Source organism: Lysobacter sp. Soil_C_15 (assembly GCF_057657315.1).
Genome location: NZ_JBDGIR010000001.1, coordinates 893,552 through 913,229 on the forward strand (window position 1 = coordinate 893,552; position 19,678 = coordinate 913,229).

Genomic DNA, 19,678 nt, shown 5'->3' on the forward strand with positions numbered 1-19,678 from the left:
CAGCCCGTCCGCCGGCGGCGACCGCGTCCGACGCAGCGCGGCCCGTTCAACCGCGCCGCGGCGAACGCCGACGAGCCGACGCCGGCAGGCGCAGGTCGGCGACCTTGCGCTCGCGCCGCCAGGCCTGCAGCCCCGGCTGGCGCAGCAGGCCCTTGCTGTTCGGACCATGGCTGCGCACCTCGACCACCAGGCGCGGGTTGCACCACACCGCGTCCTCGATCGGATCGACGTCGGGGCCGAAGGTCACCCGCCGCCGCGCCGCCGCGGTCAGCCGCGGCAGCAGCTCGCGCTCGAATTCGCTGCCGGCCTCGACCGCGACCCGGCCGACATAGCGCCAGCCGGTCTGGCCCTTAGGGCGGCCCAGCAGCAGGGTCGCCGGCCGGCGCCGCTCCGGCTCGGCCGGGGTGTAGCCGACCACCGCGAATTGACCGAACTGGAGCAGGCCGATCCGCCGCCAGTCCGGGCTCGGCCCATGCACGTGGCGGCCGAAGGCGCGCTTGCAGATCACCCCCTCCAGGTGCTGGCTCAGCGCCAACGCCAGCGCGTCCTTGCCGCTGCCGAGGATGTGGGTGCCGTATTCCAGGCCGCGCGGGGCCTGGCGCAGCATCAGCTCGAGCACGGTCTTGCGGTCGACCAGGGGCGATTGCTCGATATCGACCCCGTCGACATGCAACAGATCGAACAGGATCAGGGTCGAGGCCGGGCGCCGCTCCAGGCTGGCGCCGGGGGCGGCGGTGCGATAGCGCTCGCGCAAGCCGGGATCGGCGATCAGCACCCCGTCCAGGTGCGCCTGCTGCAGCCCCAATTGCTGCAGGGCCAGGACGATGCCGGGATAGTCCTCGCTGCGCTCCTCGCCGTCGGGCGTCCACAGCCGGGCCCGGCCGTCGACCACCACCGCGCTCAGGCGCAGCCCTTTCCACAGGATTTCGTGCAGCCAGCGCGGGCCGGTCGGCATGGCCCGGCCGAGCACCGCCTGCTGCGGCGGCGCCGGCGGCCAGTTCAGGCCGGCGCGACGGGCGCCGAGCAGGGTCGCGGCGATCTCGCTCCAGTCGACCTCGCCGCGCGAGCGCGCCATCGGCGCCGGCCGCGCGCCGGCCGCGTGGCGCGTCGCGGCCTGGCTGCGCAGGCGGGACTGCGCGATGCCGCGTTCGTGCAGGTGTGCGGGCCGGGGCTCGAAATCGGCATGCCGCCCGCCGCCGTCGCCATCGTTCTGGCGCGGCTCGTCCGGTCCCAGTCGGTCCAATGCTCTACGCAAGCAGTGCCCCCCGGATGCTTGTTTTCGCCGACCGCAGCCGCAGCGACCGCGGTCCATCGGGCACACAATGCAGCGCCGCAGCGCCCGCGTTCGTGACGGCAATCGCAAGGCGACGCAGCCGTGCGCGAGTCCGCCGCACCGGCCGTGCGCCTGAATCGTTCATATCGATCCGCAGATCGCCGCCGTGTGAAGACCGCGTGCGCGAACGCCGGTTCCGCGCCGTGGCGGCGAGGCCAGGCGTCGGCGTTCACTGGGCGAAACCGTGCTTGGCCGCCAGCCGGCTCAAGCCGACCGCGCCGCGCAGGCCGAGCTTGCGATAGGCGCGCGAGCGCACCGTGCGTACCGTGCTCTGGTCGATGCCGAGCAACTCGGCGATGGCGCGGGTGCTGTGATCCTGCACGGTCAGCATCGCCACCTCGCGCTCGCGCGCGCTCAGGCGCCGGAACGGCGACAGCCCGAGCAGCACGCTGCGCGGCATCGACGCGTCGACGTAGTCGTGGCCGCCGGCGACGCGGCGCAGGGCGTAAACCAGCGTGCGCGCGTTGCTGCCGCGGGCGAGGTAGCCGTGCACGCCGGCATCGAGCAGCGCCGCAGGCACGGCGACCTCGCCGGTGGCGAAGTAGACCAGGCGCAGGCTCGCGCGCAGCCGCAACAGATCGCGCACCACCCGAACGCCGTCGCTGTCGCCGTGCTCCAGCGCGCACAACGCCAGTTCGGCGTCGATCTGCGCGGCGCCGAGCGTGCGCAACGCCGCCGGCGCGATTTCCCCGGTCACGGTCAGGTCGGGCTCGCGTTCGAGCATCGAACGCAGGCCGCTGCCGAGTACGGGCAGGTCGACGACGATGAGGACTCGGATCATGACTGCTTCGCTGCGCGATGTCCGAACCCGGCGAGGCGGTCGCGTTGCCGTTTTCGCCGCGGCGGATGCCGCGTCCGTATCGCGTCCTGGGGCGCGGATTGTCGTCCGCCGTCGCGCAAGAATCAAAATGGTTATTGCTACACATTCGGCGAATGTGCGCAGCATGCCGCGCATGCGAAACCCGAGGTAGCGCTATCGGCGCGAACGTCCACGCGCGTGGCCGAACGCGCGCAATCGCGGCGTTTTCGCCCGATTTGCTCGATCCGGCGGCATGCGATAGTCGATCGCACCGCCGCCGCGCGACTCGCATCGAAAAGACCCGCCATGCCTACGCTCCTCCGATTCGCGCACCGACGCTTCGCCGCTGCGTCGCTGGCGGTGTTCGCCGCCGCCTGCGTTCCGACCGCCGCGGCGCAGGTCGTGGTCAGCGACCCGGGCAACTACAACGCGCAGGTCCAGCACATCGGCAAGGACGCGATCGAGTTCGGCAAGCAGGCGCAACGCTGGCGCGAGACCGTCGCCCACTTCCGCCGGCAGTTGGTCGGCCTGCGCCGGCTGAACTTCGCCCCGGCGCAGTTGCGCGACGAGTTCGCCGCGCGCCCCGACGACTACGGCATGGACGACCTGTGTCCGAACCGCAGCGGCGAGGTGCGCGAGCGCCCGCCCGGCGTGTTGCGCCAGGCCGCACCCGATTTGAACGCGCCGATCGCGCGCCAGCAACAGGCGATCTGCCAGCGCCTGGTGCTGGCCGAGAACGCGCGCTACAACGAGTCGGTACGGATGCTGAAGACGCTGGTCGAACGCGGCCGGCAGTTCCAGGACATCGAACGCCAGCGCGCCGGCGTGCGCGACAGCCCGGGCGACTTGGCCGCCAACGACAACGAAGTGCAGCGCTTCCTGGCCCGCAGCGCGATCGAGTTGGACTACTGGCAGGCGCGGATGAGGGCTTATCAGGATTACATCGCCGCGCTGCAGTGGGACCAGGCGCGATTGGCGCGTCGGGCGATGCGCGGCCCACCGCCCGCCGGCCTGGGCGGCCGCGCGGCGCAGGCCGCCGCGCTCAGTCTGGCGCTGCGTCGCTGACCGCGGCCGCGCTCAGGCGCAGGCGGTCGCCGCTCAGGCGCGCGTCGTAGACGGCGCCGCCGGCGAGGAAGTCCCACACCGGACGCAGCACCGCCTCGGCCTTGAGCAGCACCTCGTCGAACTCGGCCTGGGCATCGGACAGGTAGGTGATCGCGCCGCCGGCGCCGAACGCGGCCTCGCGGCCGTCGTAGGACAGGGTGCGGATGCCGATGTTGAGATCGGCGACGCGGTGGTAGCCCAGGTAGCCGATCGACCCGCAGTACACGCCGCGCGGGCTGCGTTCGAGCCGGTCGATGATCTGCAGGGTGCGCAGCTTGGGCGCGCCGCTGATCGAGCCGCCGGGAAAGGTCGCGCGCACCAGGTCGATCAGGCTGCGGTCCGGTCGCAGGCCCGCTTCGACCGTGCTGACCAGTTGGTGCACGGTGCGATAGCTCTCGACCACGCGCAGCTTCGGCACTTCGACCGAGCCGGGCAACGCGACCCGGTTGAGGTCGTTGCGCATCAGGTCGACGATCATCAGGTTCTCGGCCCGGTCCTTGGGCGAGTCGGCCAGCGTCTGCGCGTATTCGGCGTCGCTGTGCGGGTCGGCGGCGCGCCGGATCGTGCCCTTGATCGGCTTGGTCTGGATCCGGCCCGCACGGTCCACCCGCAGGAAGCGTTCCGGCGAGGTGCTGAGCACGCTGTGCGCGCCGCTGCGCAGGAAGGCGCCGAACGGCGCCGCGTTGCCGCGGCGCATGCGCCGGTACAGGGCGTAGGGATCGAACCCGGCGCGGAAGCGGAAGTGATTGGTCAGGCAGACCTGGTAGGACTCGCCGTCGACGATGGCCCGGCGGCATTCGCCGATCGCGGCCAGGTAGTCGTCGCGGCCCAGGTCCATCGCGACGTCCAACTCGGCGACGTCGGCTTCGGCGGCGTCGGCTTCGGCGGCGTCGGCTTCGGCGAGCGCCGGCTCTGCGGCCTCCGATCCGGCGACCGGCGCCGCCCCGATCGCGCCGCGCGTGGCTTGCGCCGCCAGCACGGTCGCCTCCAGCCAGGCCTCGGCCGCGGCCGGACCCTCGTCCGCATCGGCGATCGCGACCGCCCAGGCCGCGCCGCGCGCGTGGTCGAAGGCGACGAACCGCCGCACCCGCATCCACAAAGCATCGGGCGCCTCGGTACCGGGCCGGCGCTCGCCGCCGAACAAGGCCTGCATCTCGTAGCCGAAATAGCCGACGTAGCCGCCGCAGAACGCGAACGGCAAGGCCTCGGCGCCGGCGACACGGGTGCCTTCCAGGTCCCGGTCGAGCCGCGCCAGCCAGGCCTGGCCGGCGCTGCCGGCCGCATCGTCCTCGGCCAGGCGGTAGGCATGCACCTCGCCGGCCTCGGCCGCGCCCATGAACGAATGCTCGGCGGCCTGGTCGGCGCTCTGGCTGTCGAGCCAGAACGCATGCGGCTGCGACGCGTACAGCGCGCCGAACACCGCTTCCGGGTCCAGCCCCGGCGCCAGCGCGCGCCAGTGCAGCCGCGCCTGCGCCGCGGGCGCAGGCGGCGCGGACGGCGCCGGCGCCGCGCGGGCGGCCGGCGGCGTCGGCGCGCTCCAGGCCCGCCCGCGCGCGCGCGCGGCCAAGTCGCGGAAGTTGCCGATCATCGCCAGGCCGTGCTCGGTCAGGATCGACTCGGGGTGGAACTGCACGCCCCACTGCGGCCGCCGGCGATGGCGCAGGGCCATGATCAGGCCGTCGTCGGTGTGGGCGGTGGCGGCCAGCGCCGGCGGCAACGGCGCGGCGGCGATCAGAGAGTGATAGCGGATCGCCTGGAACGGGGACGGCAGGCCGGCGAACAACCCGTCGCCGTCGTGGTGCACCGCGCTGGCGCGGCCGTGGAAAGGCTCGGGCGCATGCACGATGCGGGCGCCGGCAGCATGGGCGATGCCCTGGAAACCCAGGCAGACGCCGAGCAGGGGCAGGCCGGTTTCGGCGATCGCCTGGGCCGAGACGTGGAAGTCGGCCTGCTGGCTGGGACGGCCCGGACCGGGCGAAATCACCACGCAGTCGAAGCCGCGCGCGCGCAGCTCGGGCCAGGCGTATTCGTCGTTGCGCACCACGACCGGGGCTTCGCCGAACGCCGTCCCGATCAGGTCGGCGAGGTTCCAGGTGAAAGAATCGTAGTTGTCGATCAACAGGCAACGCATCCGCCCATTGTCGTACAGATCGGCGCCGGCCAGGCCGTGCGGTCGGCGGATCAGTCGCGGCGCAGCACGCAGGCCACGGTGCGCACGTCCTCGCCGTCGAGCAGGTAGTCGACCGCGTACCGGTCGCCCTGGCGCACCGTCGCCGCCAGGTTCTGGGTCGCGGCGAACTCGATCCGCCCCGGCGCCAGTCCGGCGATGCGCATGGCCTCGAAGCCGAAGAATTCGCCGACCTGCGGGAACAAGGCCTTGAACAGGCTTTCCTTGGCCGAGAACACCGTCGCCAGGCCCTGCACCGGATCGGCGAAATGGGCCTCGATCGCCGCCGATTCGGCCGCGTCGACGACCTCGTTGCGGATGTCGGCGGCCATCCCCGGAGGCAGCCGGCCTTCGATGTCGATGCCCAGGCCGACGATCTGCGGGTCGGCGCTGGCCAGGCACACGGCGCGGTCGCCGGCGTGCGAGATCGAAGCGATCACTCCGGCCGGCCAGACCGGCTCGCGATCCGGCCCGATCGGTACGTCGACCGCAGCCAGGCCAAGCGCGGTCAGCGCGCGCCGCGCGCAGATCCGGCCGGCGAGGTAGTCGCTGCGCCGCTTGACCACGGCGCGGTCGAGCTGCGCCGGCCAGGCGATCGCATAGGCGGCGAACAGATCGTCGCGGTAACCGTCGCTGCGGAAGCGGCAGGCGTAGCCGGTGAGGTCGCGGCCGGCGGCGACGCAGGCGAAGGCGCCGGCGTCGAACACGAAGCCGTCGTCGCCGGGTTGCGGATCGGCCGCGTCCACGGCGGGCTCCAGCGCGGCGGCATCGGCGCTCATCGCCGCCCTCCCATCGCGCGACGGCGCTCGGCGGGCGGACAGGGCGAATGGGAAGCGGGCGGACAGGGCTGGCTCATGCGGGGTCGGTTCGTTCGCGTCGGGGGTCGCGTCGGATCGGCCCGGCAGGATCGCATAGCGCAACACCGGCTGCAGCGTCTGCGCCGGGTTTCGCGCTTGCGGACCGCGACCGTGCGCACGCTTGCGACCGCGCGCGAGGTTTCCGTCGCCGTACGGCGGCCCGCCGCAGCGGGCCGCCGCACCGTCGACGGGCGCCCGCGCCTCAGTTCACCGCGGCTGCGCTCCAGGCCCGCGCCACCGCGGTCTGTTCGGCCGAACCGGCGCCGTACAGTTCGGCCGCCGCGGCCAGGGTCGCGGCCCGCGCCTGCGGGTAGCTGGTGCTGGAGGTGAACTTGGTGGTCAGCGCGCGATACCAGATCTTGCCCGCCTTATCGCGTCCGATGCCGGCGATGGACGTGTCGCCATTGCACACCAGCTGGGCCGGGGTCAGGCCGGAACCGGCCGGCACCACCGCGCCTTCGGCGAGCAGATAGAAGAAACGGTTGCCGACTCCGGAGGTGTAGTGCGGATCGTGCGCGCCGCCGGCGCCCTGGGCGGGATCGAAACCGCCGGGGATGTAGCAGTTGAACGACTTGCCGTCCGCGCCCTGGTTGTACATGTCGCGGAAGGCCAGGCCGCCTTGGCGCATGATTTCGCCGATCCGGTAGTCGCCCGGATCGTTGGGATGGTTGGCGTAGAACTCGACCAGGGTGCCGAAGATGTCGGAATTGGCCTCGTTGAGGCCGCCGGCGTCGCCGGAATAGGCCAGGTTGGCGGTCGCGGCGTTGACCCCGTGCGACATCTCGTGGCCGGCGACGTCGATGCCGACGATCGGACCGAAGCCGCGCGCGGCGTCGCCGTCGCCGTAGAACATCACCTTGGTCAGGGCGAAATAGGCCGCGTTGACGCCGGTGGTGCTGCCGTCGGCGCGCTTGAAGTTGGTGTGGGCGTAGCTCTTGATGCCGACGCCGTCGTTGTACAGGCCGTTGCGGCCGTGCACGTTCTTGAAGTAGTCCCAGGTCGCGCCGACCCCGTAGTGGATGTCGGTGGCGACCGTGGCGCGGTCGCTGAGCGCGTTGTTGCCCCAGGTGTTGTCGGTGTCGGTGAACAGGGTCGCGCCCCAGGTGGCGAACAGGATGTCGAACAGGTTCGAGATCGCCGCGCCCTTGGCGTCGTAGACCGCGCCGTTGCCGCGAGTGGTGTCGATCAGGTCGAACTTGGTCGCGCTCTTCTGGTCGGTGGCGATGCTGAGGTTGCCGTAGTAGAAGGTCTTGCCGGTGCCGACCGCGGCCGCGGTCTGCAGTTGGTCCTGCGCGTCGAGGACCTTGCCGCTCATCGCATCGACGTAGTAGGCGACGAAGCCGGAGTGCTTGCGGGTGTCTTCGCCCTGCAGGACGACTTCGTACGCCAGCACGGGCTGGGCGCCGCGGGCGTAGATCACCAGTTCGTTGCGGTGGACCTGGGCGAGCTTGCCGTCGAAGCGCGCGCCGGCCTCGATCGCGGCGGCGTCGCGGCCGATCCGCGCCGTCAGCGAGGGCCGCTGCGCGCTGCGCAGGCTCAGCTGCGCCGAGCGCAGTTGGCCGCGTTGGGTCTTGGCGACCAGGTCGCCGCCGATCACCCGCAGGCCGCGGTAGCTGCGCTCGAAGCGCACGTGTCCGGTGCCGTCGCGGTCGATCAGGGTGTCGCGCACCTGGAAGGCGTCGCCGGCGGCGCCCTGGACCGTGGCCAGGTGCTGGCCGATCAGGCCGCGCGCCTGCGCCGCGGTGGCGGACTTGAGGTCGGCGGCGTGGGCGCTGCCGGCGACCAGCAACGCGGCGGCGATCGCCAGGGGGGTCGCCGGGGACTTGCGCTTGGGTTCGAGTCGCATAGCTTCCTTACTCCCGAGAATGGATCGAGGCGCCGGTCCGCGATGCGGACGCGGGCGGGCCGCCCGGCCCGCCCTCGGATCATCGATACATCCAGGGATCGCGGCCCGGGCTTTCACGGGCGCAATCACGGCCGAACTGGGCCGCAGTGCGGAATTCGCTCAATCCACGCGCCGGCGTATGGCGGCATCGCGGCCCGTCGCGGCGCCGCGCCCGGGCGACGGCGCCGGTCGCCGGCGTCGAACCCGGGATCAGTCTTCGACGATCGCGTGCGGCAGGAAGCGCGAGCTGTCCTGGGTGATCGGGCCGGCGTCCTCGCGCAGGCCCATGCCGGCGGCGACGTCGGCCACCACCCAGCTGCCGATCAACGGGTAGTTCGGCGCGCCGTCGGCGCCGTCGAAACGCGGCAGGGCGTGGTGCGCCTGGCGGATGGTCGGGCCGTCCCGATAGGGGCCGTCGCTGCTCAGGCGCTGGCCGTCGGCGGTGACCAGCTCGATGTTGGCTCCTTCGCGCGAGAACAGCGGCTTGCGCACCCAGCCGGCCGGCAACGGCGCCGCGGCATCGTCCTCGAAATGCGCCTCGAGCAGGTTCGGATGGCCGCGATGGCGCTGCCACAACAGCGGCAGCACGCCCTTGTTGCTGAGGATCGATTTCCAGGCCGGTTCGATCAGCTGCACCTGCGAGCCGGCGAGCTTGGCGCCGTACTCCTCGACGAACATCCACTCCAGCGGGTACAGCTTGAACAAGGTGCGGATGACCCGATCGTCGGCATCGGTGAACCAGCCCTCGGCGCTCAGGCCGATGGCTTCGATGCTCAGCTCCAGGGTGTCGACGCCGGCCTGTTCGGCGCAGTCGCGCAGATAGCGCACCGTGCCCTGGTCCTCGGCCGAACCTTCCACCGCGGCGAAGTGCACCGGGGTCAGGATGCGCTGGTCGCGGGCCAGGCTGCCGAAGGTTTCGATCAGCAGTTCCTGGATCCGGTTGTACTGGTCGCTGCCGGCGCGCAGGGTACCCGCGGCGATGGCCTGTTCCAGCCATAGCCACTGGAAGTACGCCGCCTCGTACAGCGAGGTCGGCGTGTCGTAGTTGAGTTCGTACAGCTTGGCCGGACCTCGGCCGTCGTAGGCCAGGTCCATGCGCCCGTACAGGTGCGGCTCGCGGCGGCGCCAGGAGTCCGCGATCCAGTCCCAGTACTGCGGCGGAATCGCCAGCTTCTGCAGCAGCTCTTCCGAGCCGACCACCTCGTCGACCAGGCCCATCGACAAGTCGTGCAGGTCCTGGGTCGGCTGTTCGATGTCGTCTTCGATCTGGCGCAGGCTGAAGGCGTAGTACGCCGACTCGTCCCAGTACGGCGCGCCGTCGATGGTGTGGAAATGGAAGCCCAGCGACTGGGCCTGCTCGCGCCAGTCAGGGCGCGGGGTCGTGGCGATGCGCTTCATTCGGTGCGGTCGTCGCTGCTCGATCGGATGCGTTGAAGTGGGGGCGGCGCTCAGCCGCCCCAACCGCGCGAGCTGCCGCTGCTGCGGCTGCCGCCGAAGCCGCCGCGCGCCGCGGCGCTGGAACCGAAGCCGGCGCGCGACACGGTCATCGCGCGGGTCGGTAGGGCGGTGTCGCCGTACTTGCCGCGGACCATGCCGCTGCTCTTGCCGACGTATTCGCCGCCCGGGCGCAGGTAGCCGCCGCCGCGGTAGTCGCGGTACAGCGGCGAGACGCCGCGCACGCCGTAGTAATAGCCGCCCCCGCCGCTGTTCATCGCCTGCGAGACGGCGTAGCCGATCAGGAAGCCGGCCATCGGCGGCATGAAGCTGTTCTGGTTGCCGTTGGCGTACTGCGGCGGCACCGGCTGGCAGGCGCCGAACTGGTCGTTGCATTCGCGCTCGCTTTCGAAGCGCGGCGCCAGCTTGGCGTGGTCGGCCAGCGCCTTCTCGTACGCGGCCTGGCATTCGGCGACCGAGATTTCGGTCTGCACCGCGCACTCTTCGCGCGCGGTCAGGATCTTGCCGCTGGGTTCGTCCTCGCAGCCGGTCAGCGCGGCCGGCACGGCCGCCGCCATCAGCACCAGCCGCAGCTGGCGCGAACGCTTGCTCTGGGTCGGGTTCATGGCATCGCTCACGGGGTCATCGCGGCGGCGTTGATCAGGCCGACGCTGATCGACACGCCGGCGGAAAAGATGCCGGCGGCGGCCTGGTTCAGGCTGATCTGCTGGGACAGCTTGGGCAGCACCACCCGCGCCAGCAGGAAGGCCAGCAGCTGCACCACCACCGACACCGCACCCCAGATCGCCGCGTCGATCAGGCTGACCGAGTTGGAGATCGCCGAATGCAGCGGCAGGGCCAGGCCGATCAGGGTGCCGGAGAACGCGGTCGCGGCGGCGACGTTGCCCTCGCGGATCAGGCTCAGCTCGCGGTGCGGGGTGATCAGCAGCACGGCCACCGCGGCGGCGATCAGCACGCCGATGCCGGTGCCGGCGTAGGCGAGGAAGTTGAGGAAGCTGTGGGCGGTGATCGGAGCGTCCATGAGGGTCCCTTGAGGCGAAAGTGCGAGCGGCGGGCGCTCAGGTGATGTCGAGGTCGGCGGTGGTCAGGTCCAGGCCGATCGCGTAGGTGACGACGAATTCGCTGGGGCCGTAGTCCTCGGCGGTGACCAGCAGGAACTCCTCGCGCGCAAGCTCGGCCACCTCGCGGCGGTAGAGCATGGCGTAATGGGTCAGGTCGTCGTCGCGGCGCGGCGGATCGTGGCGGTACAGGACTTCGTCGTAGACCACCGCAGGCACCTTGGCCGCGGCCCCGTCGTCGCCGAATTCGCGGTACCAGCTGCGGCCGGCGTATTCGATCCGGTCCGCGCCCAGGTGCGGGTGCTCGTGGATGAAGCGCTGGAACGCGGCCTGGTTGGGCGGGTTCACCGTTTCCTGGAACATGAAGGCCTTGATGCCCTCGACCTGGCCGCTGGCGGTGCTGACCTGCAGGTAGGCGTCGTCGTCCAGGTAGAAGCGGTGCAGGGCGTGGCCGCCGCCCAGATCGATGTGGCCGTAGCAGGGAATGCCCTGGTGGCCCTCGGGCAGCTGTGCGGTCCAGGCCTGCGGATGGGCGCGATACATCAGGGTGTCGAACGCGACCCTGCCGTTGATCCGCAGCCCCAGCGGCAGCGGATGCGCGAACGGCAGCGCCGGCTTCGCGGACGCCTTGTCGTTGCCGCCGAACAATCCCTTCAACCAGCTCATGACCTCAACCTCGCAGTGCCCGTATCGATGCGCATCGGCGGCGGCTCAGCCCGCGGCCAGCGCGGACCAGGGCACGCGGCGGCCGTCGATGCGCGCGTCGGCAAGGTAATACAACAAGGTGCCCGGCGCGATCTCGACATGATCGGGCGGATTGAGTATCGGCGCGGCGCTGCGGCCGTCGCGGTAGCCGACCCACAGCGCCGACTGGGCGCGGAACGCGCCGGCCAGCTTGCCCGCCTGGACCGGCGCGGCATCGGCCGGCACCTGCAGGCTGAACTGGGTCGGGCCGCCGGCGCCGAGCCATTCGCCGGCGACCAGCGAGCTGCCGGCGTCCTGCGCCGCGCGCGCGATCACGTCGACGTGCAGCGGGCGCGTGCACTCGATGTGCGGATAATGGCTGCGCACCAGCGCGGCGGCGGCGGCGCCGTCGAAATGCGCGACCACGTGCGCGGCCGGCCGGTGCGACATGACCGCGAACACGGCCGCCAGCGAGCGGTCGTCGTCGGCGGCGTGCACGATCACCCGCGCCGCGCCGGCCAGCGCGGCGCGCGGGTACTCGCCGCAGTCGGCGTAGGAGTCGACCGCGACGAAGCGGATTTGGTCCGGCATGGGATTCTCGCCCAGGCCTTCGGCGAGCAGGACGATGCCCTCGTCGTCGGTATGGCTGTCGGCCAGCAGCAGCCGCACCAGGCGCTCGGATTCGCGTCCGTGCCAGCCGATCAGCACGGTATGGCCTTGCAGGTCGTCGTAACTCATCTTGCCCATCTGATGGCGCTTCCAGAAATGCAGCAGGCTGGCGCTGGTCTTGGCCAGCACCGAGGCGAACAGGGCGATTCCGCCCGGCATCACGAACAGGGCCACGACCAAGCGCCCGGCCGGCGACCCCGGCGACAGGTCGCCGTAGCCGACCGTGCTGGCGGTGGTCATGTAGTAGTAGACGAAGGCGTCGGCGGCGACCAGCTTGGCCTCGCCGGCCCAGCTCAGCAGCAGCCAGGTCAGGCCCATGTGCAGGGCCAGCGCGGTCGCGACCACGCCCCAGCTGATCCGTCGCAGGTGGCCGCGGACGAGACGGTAAAGCTTGCCGATGACGATCATTCTGCGCGGGTGCCTGGGGACGTCCGTGTGGGGCGGTGCGGGTGGAGCGTGGTGCGGGAAGCGGTTCGCCGGCGCCCGTAATCCGGTCCGCTGCTATTGCGGCCGCGGTCGCGATCATGACTGCGGTTACGGTTGCTGCGACTACGGCGAACGATCGGCTGCGCCGACCTCCTTCAGTCCGTCGTCCCCGTGCAGGCGGGGATACGGAGACTTCCAACTCGTGCCGCGATGATGCCCTGGATTCCCGCTTGCGCGGGAATGACGAGCAAGAGCTGCCGATCCGGGGAGCGATGATGCCCTGGATCCCCGCTTGCGCGGGGACGAGGGGCAAGCGCGGGAGGTCGGGGCAGGCGGCATCCGGCCGCCGGCTGCGAACTCAGTTCTTGCGCTCGACGTGCTCGGCGTCCTTGATCTCCACCGCCGGCAGCGACAGCGGCTCGTGGCTCAGCTGCTGCACCGGCTTCTCGCGGAAACGCTCGAGGATGTTGTCGACGCTGGTCGATTCCGGCAGCAGGCCGGCGTTGGCCAGCTTGGCGTTGAGGTCGCCGTCGCCGCTCTCCGACTCCAGCTGCGCCGCCGCCTGCAGGCGCGCGCCGCGCTCGGCCTGGCGCTGCTGGATGCGCTCCAGCGAATCCAGCGCGGTGGTGACCTTGCCGGTGGCGCCGGAATGGCGCGCGGCGACCGCGGTCTGGGCGCGCTGCACCGCCTCGGTGGCCTTGACCGTGTCGACCTGCTGCTTGACCCGGGCCAGCTTGCGCTCGGTCGCGGTGATCGCGGTCTTGAGCTGGGTGATGCTGGCGTCGTAGTTGGCGATGGTCTGCTCGTCGTTCTTCAGGTCGGTCTCGACCGTCGCCAGGCGCTCGGCGACTTCGCGCGCCAGCTGCTCGTTGCCCTGGCGCAGAGCGCCGGCGATGTAGGTCTCGTACTCGGCCTTCTTGGCGAAGCGGTCCTTGCTGCGGTTGGCCTGCAGCTGGCGCTGGGCCATGACCTTGGTCAGCTCTTCCTTGGAGCGGATCAGCTCGTTGCCGGCGTCGCGGATTTCCTGGTCGAGGATCTTCAGCGCGTTGGCGTCGACCACGGCCTGGCCGGCCTCATGGGCGGTGCCGCGGAACAGGGTCAGGATTTTCTGCAGCAGGCTCATGCGCTCACCAGATAGGACTTGAGGGCCTCGACCGCGTCGATCGCGTTGTCGGCCAGGGTGCGGATTTCCAGCTCGACCTGCTCGGCGGTCGAGTCCGGCGCCATTTCGCCGAACACGATATAGACGTCGCGGTCGTTGATCGTGGTCAGGCCGAGATTGGACAGCGGGTTGATCGGGTTCAGGCGCAGGCAGGCTTCGTTGAAGCCGGCCGCGTCGCGGACCTGGGCGGCCTCGACCAGCGGGGTGGAGACGAAGATCTCGCGGTCGGTCAGGGCGATGGTGACGCCGAGGTCGCCGGCTTCCGGCAGGGTGATCTGGATCGCCGCATCGGCGGTCGGCACTTCCTCGACGTTTTCGGCACCGAACGAGGCGGCCAATCGGGTCAACAGTTCTTGCGTGGTCCAGCGGGACATTAGGGCGGTCCTTGTGGGGGTGGCGTACGGGCGCGGCGCGCGTCCGGGTCGCGGGCGGCGCGGGCGCCGGCGGCGGCCCGACCCTGGCCCTGCGATCATCGTCCGTGACCGTGCTCGTGGATCGGAAACGGTTATAGGGGCCGGCGATGACCGACGCAAGGCGCACAAGTCCCGCGCGCCGGCCGCAGCGGCGAGTGGGATGGGCGTCGCGACGAGGCTCGACGGCCCCTGCGGCGCCCGGTCGCAGGTCGCCGCGATTGGGCTAAACTGTCCGGCGGAACTACCCGACCGGCATTCCCGGCCCGCGATCCCTGCCCGCAAGGCAACGGTCGGCGGGCTCGTCCAGGGGCGGGTCCGCAGCGGCCGCGCCGATCCCCGGTACGGCCACGTCGATGGCTCAGGTGCGCCCTCGCGGACGCACGCAATAGGTGGATCGTGCGCAATTACGACCTGGAATTCCTGAAGAAATTCTCGATGGTGATCGGCTTCCTCATGCTGGTCACCCTCGGCCTGATGATCGCCGCCTACTTCGTCCACAAGCAGTTGCCGGCGGAAGTCGATCCGCGCGCCGCGCAGCGCACGCAGAACCGCATCGGCCCGGTCGGCGCGGTCTACGCCGGCGCGACCGGCGCCGCCTCGCAGCAGGCCGCGGTCGCCGCGGCCGCGGCCAAGGCCGCCTCGCAGGTCGCTTACGGCGGCACCCTCGACGGCCAGGTGATCTACGACAGCCTGTGCGCGGGCTGCCACAAGTCCGGCGCCGGCGGCGCGCCGACCCTGGACGCCTCGCATTGGGGCCCGCGCATCGCCAAGGGCAAGGACACGCTGCACAAGCACGCCATCGAAGGCTTCACCGGCAGCGCCGGGGTGATGCCGCCGAAGGGCGGCAACCCGGCCCTGACCAACGACCAGGTCGTGGCCACGGTCGACTGGATGCTGTCGAACATCAAGTAATCGCGTCGGCCGACCCGCCGCGCTGTCGCGAAACGCCGCCTTCGGGCGGCGTTTCGCGTTCCGGGCCGGGCCTGAGCGACCGGCGCCGCCGACCGGTCGCCGGCGCCGACCGCCCGAGTGCGAACCCTTCGCCGCCCGCCGGCACGCGACGCGCGGCCGCGGCGCTGTCGATAATGCCGGCTGTCCCGGCCCGCCCCGAGTCTCGCCATGCTGCATTCCCGTTCCGTCTGCGCGCTCGCGCCCTGCCTGCTGCTGGCCGCCTGCGCCGGCGCGCCGAGCCGAACGCCTTCCGCCCAGCCGGGCCTCGGCGCGATCGCCGTCGGCACGATCCAGGGCCGCGCGACGGCCAGCGCCTGGGCCGGCCGCGAAGCGACCGTGGAAGGCCGCATCAACGCCGCCCTGGCCGGCGCCGACGGCGCGTCCGGCTGGCTGCTGCAGGACGGCGGCGACGGCGACGAGGCCAGCTCCGACGCGATCTGGATCACCGGCCCGGCGGTCGCCGCGCTCGCGCCCGGACAAAGCGTGCGCGTCCACGGCCGGGTGTTCGAAACGCCGCGCGGCCACGGTTCGACCCTGACCGCGCTCGCCGTGCAGCGGGTCGAACCGCTGCCGGCGCGTGCGAGCAAAGCGCTGGCGCGACTGGCGCCGGTCGCGATCGCGCAGGCGCCGGACTGGAACCGGCTGGAGGGCATGCGCGTGCGCATCGCCGCGCCGCTGACCCTGGCCGAGGGCGATCGCAAGCGCGGCGCCCTGCGGGTCTCCTTCGACGGTCCGCTGTGGCAGCCGACCGAACGCGCCGAGCCCGGCAGCGAGGCCGCGCGCGCGGTCGCCGCCGACAACGCGCGCCGGCGCCTGTGGCTGCGCGGCGACGACGCCGCGCTCGGCGCGGCCGCATTCGCCGCGCGCAGCGGCAGCCGCCTGGACGGCGCGCAAGGCGTGGTCGTGCCCGGCGAGGACGGCGCGACGCTGCAACTCGACGCCGCGCCGGCGCTGCACGCGGCGCCGCGCCCGGCGCCGCCGCTGGTCGCCGGCGAGCTGCGCATCGCCGCGTTCAATCTGGAGAACCTGTTCAACGGCGACGGCCGCGGCGGCGGCTTTCCGACCCCGCGCGGCGCGCGCACCCTGGCCGAGTACCAGGCCCAGCTGGACAAGCTGGTCGCGACCATCCACGCGCTCGATCCCGACGTCGCCGCGCTGATGGAACTGGAGAACGACGGCTACGGCCCCGATTCCACCCTCGCCGCCCTGGTCGCCGCGCTCGACCGCGCCGACGCCGCGGTCGGCGGCGCCCAGGACTGGCGCTTCGCCGCGCCGTGCAAGCAGCCCTGCGCGCCGTCCCAACTGGGCCCGGGCGACAACCCGATCCGGGTCGGCCTGATTTACCGCGGCCAACGGGTAGCCGCAAAGGGCGTCGCCGCGACCCTGCAGCAAGACCCGTTCGGCCCGCTGGCGCGGGTGCCGATGGCGCAGGCCTTCCAGGCGCTGGGCCCGGGCGGCGCGCGCGGCCCGGCGTTCGTGGTCGCGGCCAATCACTTCAAGTCCAAAGGCTGCGGCAACGCGACAGGCGCCGACCGCGACCAGGGCGACGGCGCCTCGTGCTGGAACGCGTCGCGGGTCGACGCCGCGCGCCGGCTCGACGCCTGGCTGCAACGCGACCCCACCGCCAGCGGCGGCGACCTGAACCTGATCGTCGGCGACCTCAACGCGTACGCGCAGGAAGCGCCGCTGCGCGCGCTGTATGCGGCCGGCTGGCGCGATGCGTTCGCGGTCGCCGGCGTCGAGGCGCCGCATAGCTATGTGTATCGCGGCGAACTCGGCCGGCTCGACCACGCCTTGCTGTCGCCGGCGCTGGCGCAGCGCCTGCGCGGCGCGGCCGAGTGGCACGTCAACGCCGCCGAACCCGACCAGGCCGGCTATCGCGACGGCGGTACCGGCCCGTGGCGCAGCTCCGACCACGATCCGATGCTGCTCGGCTTCGATCTGCAGGCGCGCTGAATCGCCGCCGGGCGTGCCCGGTTCGCCCGCAAGCCGCGCCGCAGCGGGCCGATCGGCGCGGGCTACACGGCGCCGTAACACCTCGCCGGCGGCGCCCCGTATCATGCCGGCCATGAGCCTTCCCGCCTTTCCCGGCGACGCTTCCGCGACGCTGACTCTGCCCGGCCCGGCCGGCGCGCTCGAGCTGATCGTCGAAGCCGCCGAAGCCGCGCCGCGGCCGATCGTCGCCATCGTCTGCCATCCGCTGCCGACCGAAGGCGGCACCATGCACAACAAGGTCGTGACCATGACCGCGCGCGCCCTGCGCGAGTCCGGCGCGGCCACGGTGCGGTTCAATTTCCGCGGCGTCGGCGCCTCGGAAGGCGAGTTCGACCAGGGCGAAGGCGAATGCGACGACCTGCGCACGGTCGCGGCCTGGGTCCGCGCGACCCGGCCCGATGCGCAGCTGTGGCTGGCCGGTTTCAGCTTCGGCGCCTACGTCTCGCTGCGCATGGCCGACGAGTTGCAGCCCAGGCTGCTGATCTCGATCGCGCCGCCGGCCGGACGCTGGGACTTCGACCGCATCGCCCCGCCCAGCGGCTATCCCTGGCTGGTGATCCAGGGCGAGGCCGACGAGATCGTCGACCCGCAGGCGGTGTTCGCCTGGATCGAAGGCCTGCGCCAGCCGCCCGAGCTGGTGCGCATGCCCGACACCGGGCACTTCTTCCATCGCCGCCTGATCGATCTGCGCGGCGCGATCAAGAACGGCGTGCGGCCGCACCTGCCGCCGGAACTTCCCGCCGGTTCCGCGCCGGATCCGAACTGAGCCTCGCCCTGCCCATGTCCTCCGGCCTGCCCCGCGGGAAACGCCGCGCCTGCGCCTGCGCCTGCGCCGCCGCGGCCGCGGCGGCATGAGCCGGCCTTACGAGCGTTGCGCATGACCGTGCTGTCCCCATCCCAAGCCTATGCCGCCGGCGTCGCCCGCGGCGACTGGAGCGACGACCCGGCGCAGCGCCCGGCGCTGCGCGAGCTCGACCGTATCCACGCCGCGGTACAGGTACCGGCGCGCCAGGGCCTGTTCGACCGCCTGCGCGGCAAGCCGCGCGAAGGCGTGCGCGGCCTGTACCTGTGGGGCGGGGTCGGCCGCGGCAAGACCTTCCTGATCGACCTGTTCTACGAGCAGTTGCCGATCGCCGAGAAGCGGCGCACCCATTTCCACCGCTTCATGCGCGAAATCCACGCCCAGTTGCGCGAGCACGCCGGCGAGAGCGATCCGCTGGCGCGGATCGCCCGGCAGTGGCGCGAGAGCCTGCGGGTGCTGGTGCTGGACGAGTTCTTCGTCATCGATATCGGCGACGCGATGCTGCTCGGCCGGCTGATGGAGCGTTTGTTCGCCGAGGGCGTGACCCTGGTGACGACCTCCAACACCGCGCCGCCCAACCTCTATGCCGACGGCCTGCAGCGCGACCGCTTCAAGCCGGCGATCGCGCAGCTCCAGGCCCATTGCGAGGTGCTGCTGCTGGACAGCGCGCAGGACTACCGGCTGCGCGCGCTGACCCGCTCACCGGTGTATCGCGCGCCGCTGGACGCCGAATCCGACGCCTGGCTGGCCGGGCGCTGGAAGGAACTGACCGCCGCCTGCATCGCCGAAACCGGGCCGATGCGCATCGACGGCCGCGACATTCCGGTGCGCGCGCTCGCCGACGGCCATGCCTGGTTCGACTTCGCCGCGCTGTGCGAAGGCCCGCGCGCGGCCAGCGACTACATCGAGATCGCGACCGAATGCCACACCGTCCTGGTCGGCGGCATTCCACTGTTCGACGGCCTCAACGACGACCCGGCCCGGCGTTTCATCAATCTGATCGACGAGTTCTACGACCGCCATGTGAACCTGGTGTGCACGGCCGCCGACGGCCCGGCCGGCCTGTACCGCGGCCAGCGCCTGGCCGGCGCGTTCGAACGCACCGCCTCGCGCCTGATCGAAATGCAGTCGGCCGAGTACCTGGCGCTGGAACACCGGGGCTGAGCTTCGACCATGCCCGCGGCATGTGTGCCGAGCGTGTCCGCCGACAGCGCGACCGAACGCCCGCATCGCCGCCGCCACGACGCGCGCCGGGCGCGCGCGCAAACCGTCGCTGCGCCGCCGCAGGAACGCGGCAAGTCCGGGTTTTTCCGCTTCTTGCGTGGCGCGCGATGGCTGCGCACGCGGTCGCAAAACGCCTCGCCGGACGGGGTTTTGCCTGCACCGGAGCCGACCGACGCCGAGGCGGCACTAAAAAACAGCTAATTTTTCCTCGAAAACTCTTGGCGGCGCGTCGGGCATGCCCTACATTCCGCCTTGCCGAGGGGTTATCCAGGCAACCCATCCCATCCAACGAGTACTACCGGAAGAAACTATGGCTACCAAGAAAACCGCTGCAAAGAAGAAGGCCGCGCCGAAGGCCGCCGCCAAGCCGGCCGCTCCGAAGCCGATCAAGGAAGTGCTGAGCAAGTCGGGTCTGGTCGCGCATCTGGCGGAAACCACCGGCGTGGTCGCCAAGGACATCCGCGCGGTGCTCGGCGCGCTCGAAGGCGCGGTGCATGCCTCGATCAACAAGAAGGGCGCCGGCGCGTTCACCCTGCCGGGCCTGCTGAAGATCACCGCCGTCAACGTTCCGGCCAAGCCGAAGCGCAAGGGCATCAACCCGTTCACCAAGGAAGAGCAGTGGTTCGCCGCCAAGCCGGCCACGGTGAAGGTCAAGGTCCGTCCGCTGAAGAAGCTGAAGGACGCCGCGGCCTGA

The 19,678-nt window shown here is 71.7% G+C and carries 19 protein-coding genes; 7 read left to right on the forward strand and 12 right to left on the reverse strand.

Features of this window, described 5'->3' with window-relative positions; all coding sequences use genetic code 11:
* Positions 1–46 precede the first annotated feature (46 nt).
* Positions 47–1,243 (reverse strand): ATP dependent DNA ligase, encoded by a 1,197-nt coding sequence (locus AC3A57_RS03870; protein WP_487577659.1) that lies wholly within the window; start codon positions 1,241–1,243, stop codon positions 47–49.
* Positions 1,244–1,502: 259 nt separating this feature from the next.
* Entirely contained in the window at positions 1,503–2,114 is a 612-nt protein-coding gene (locus AC3A57_RS03875; protein WP_487577660.1) for a response regulator transcription factor, read from the reverse strand.
* 324 nt (positions 2,115–2,438) lie between these two features.
* On the opposite strand from AC3A57_RS03875, the gene AC3A57_RS03880 reads away from it, so the two are divergent.
* Complete coding sequence (locus tag AC3A57_RS03880; protein ID WP_487577661.1) at positions 2,439–3,197, forward strand: hypothetical protein; 759 nt, start codon at positions 2,439–2,441, stop codon at positions 3,195–3,197.
* Here AC3A57_RS03880 and pabB read toward each other — a convergent pair.
* From pabB to AC3A57_RS03930, 10 genes are all read right to left on the reverse strand, one after another.
* Entirely contained in the window at positions 3,175–5,367 is a 2,193-nt protein-coding gene (gene pabB, locus AC3A57_RS03885) for an aminodeoxychorismate synthase component I (RefSeq protein WP_487577662.1), read from the reverse strand. The genes AC3A57_RS03880 and pabB overlap by 23 nt on opposite strands.
* Positions 5,368–5,417: 50 nt before the next feature.
* Entirely contained in the window at positions 5,418–6,182 is a 765-nt protein-coding gene (locus tag AC3A57_RS03890; RefSeq protein WP_487577663.1) for a 4'-phosphopantetheinyl transferase family protein, read from the reverse strand.
* Positions 6,183–6,462: 280 nt separating this feature from the next.
* Positions 6,463–8,106 carry a M4 family metallopeptidase gene (locus AC3A57_RS03895; protein WP_487577664.1) on the reverse strand — a complete coding sequence of 548 codons (1,644 nt, stop codon included), beginning with the start codon at positions 8,104–8,106 and terminating at the stop codon, positions 6,463–6,465.
* A gap of 249 nt (positions 8,107–8,355) precedes the next feature.
* On the reverse strand, positions 8,356–9,543 hold the full coding sequence (locus AC3A57_RS03900) for a glutathionylspermidine synthase family protein (RefSeq protein WP_487577665.1): 1,188 nt from the start codon (positions 9,541–9,543) through the stop codon (positions 8,356–8,358).
* Positions 9,544–9,593: 50 nt separating this feature from the next.
* Positions 9,594–10,205, reverse strand: coding sequence for a DUF1190 domain-containing protein (locus tag AC3A57_RS03905; protein ID WP_487577666.1), 612 nt, complete (start codon positions 10,203–10,205; stop codon positions 9,594–9,596).
* An 8-nt stretch (positions 10,206–10,213) separates the two neighbouring features.
* Positions 10,214–10,621, reverse strand: coding sequence for a DUF350 domain-containing protein (locus tag AC3A57_RS03910; protein WP_221670601.1), 408 nt, complete (start codon positions 10,619–10,621; stop codon positions 10,214–10,216).
* 37 nt (positions 10,622–10,658) lie between these two features.
* Positions 10,659–11,324, reverse strand: coding sequence for a DUF2491 family protein (locus tag AC3A57_RS03915; RefSeq protein WP_487577667.1), 666 nt, complete (start codon positions 11,322–11,324; stop codon positions 10,659–10,661).
* A gap of 45 nt (positions 11,325–11,369) precedes the next feature.
* Positions 11,370–12,419, reverse strand: a complete 1,050-nt coding sequence (locus AC3A57_RS03920; protein ID WP_487577668.1) for a potassium channel family protein — start codon at positions 12,417–12,419, stop codon at positions 11,370–11,372.
* A 376-nt stretch (positions 12,420–12,795) separates the two neighbouring features.
* Entirely contained in the window at positions 12,796–13,560 is a 765-nt protein-coding gene (locus AC3A57_RS03925; RefSeq protein ID WP_487577669.1) for a PspA/IM30 family protein, read from the reverse strand.
* A complete protein-coding gene (locus AC3A57_RS03930; RefSeq protein WP_221670605.1) occupies positions 13,557–13,973 on the reverse strand; it encodes a YjfI family protein in 417 nt (138 codons plus the stop codon). Before AC3A57_RS03930 ends, AC3A57_RS03925 begins: the two co-directional genes overlap by 4 nt.
* A 435-nt stretch (positions 13,974–14,408) precedes the next feature.
* Here AC3A57_RS03930 and AC3A57_RS03935 point away from each other — a divergent pair, with 435 nt between their 5' ends.
* From AC3A57_RS03935 to AC3A57_RS03960, 6 genes are all read left to right on the forward strand, one after another.
* Positions 14,409–14,924 carry a c-type cytochrome gene (locus tag AC3A57_RS03935; RefSeq protein WP_487577670.1) on the forward strand — a complete coding sequence of 172 codons (516 nt, stop codon included), beginning with the start codon at positions 14,409–14,411 and terminating at the stop codon, positions 14,922–14,924.
* A 207-nt stretch (positions 14,925–15,131) separates the two neighbouring features.
* Positions 15,132–16,919 (forward strand): ExeM/NucH family extracellular endonuclease, encoded by a 1,788-nt coding sequence (locus AC3A57_RS03940; RefSeq protein ID WP_487577671.1) that lies wholly within the window; start codon positions 15,132–15,134, stop codon positions 16,917–16,919.
* A gap of 112 nt (positions 16,920–17,031) precedes the next feature.
* On the forward strand, positions 17,032–17,724 hold the full coding sequence (locus tag AC3A57_RS03945) for an alpha/beta hydrolase (protein WP_487577672.1): 693 nt from the start codon (positions 17,032–17,034) through the stop codon (positions 17,722–17,724).
* A gap of 111 nt (positions 17,725–17,835) precedes the next feature.
* Entirely contained in the window at positions 17,836–18,924 is a 1,089-nt protein-coding gene (zapE, locus tag AC3A57_RS03950) for a cell division protein ZapE (RefSeq protein ID WP_487577673.1), read from the forward strand.
* A gap of 33 nt (positions 18,925–18,957) precedes the next feature.
* Entirely contained in the window at positions 18,958–19,185 is a 228-nt protein-coding gene (locus AC3A57_RS03955; RefSeq protein ID WP_487577674.1) for a hypothetical protein, read from the forward strand.
* A gap of 109 nt (positions 19,186–19,294) precedes the next feature.
* The gene (locus AC3A57_RS03960; RefSeq protein ID WP_221670610.1) at positions 19,295–19,678 is read left to right on the forward strand and encodes an HU family DNA-binding protein; all 384 of its coding nucleotides are present in this window, start codon (positions 19,295–19,297) and stop codon (positions 19,676–19,678) included.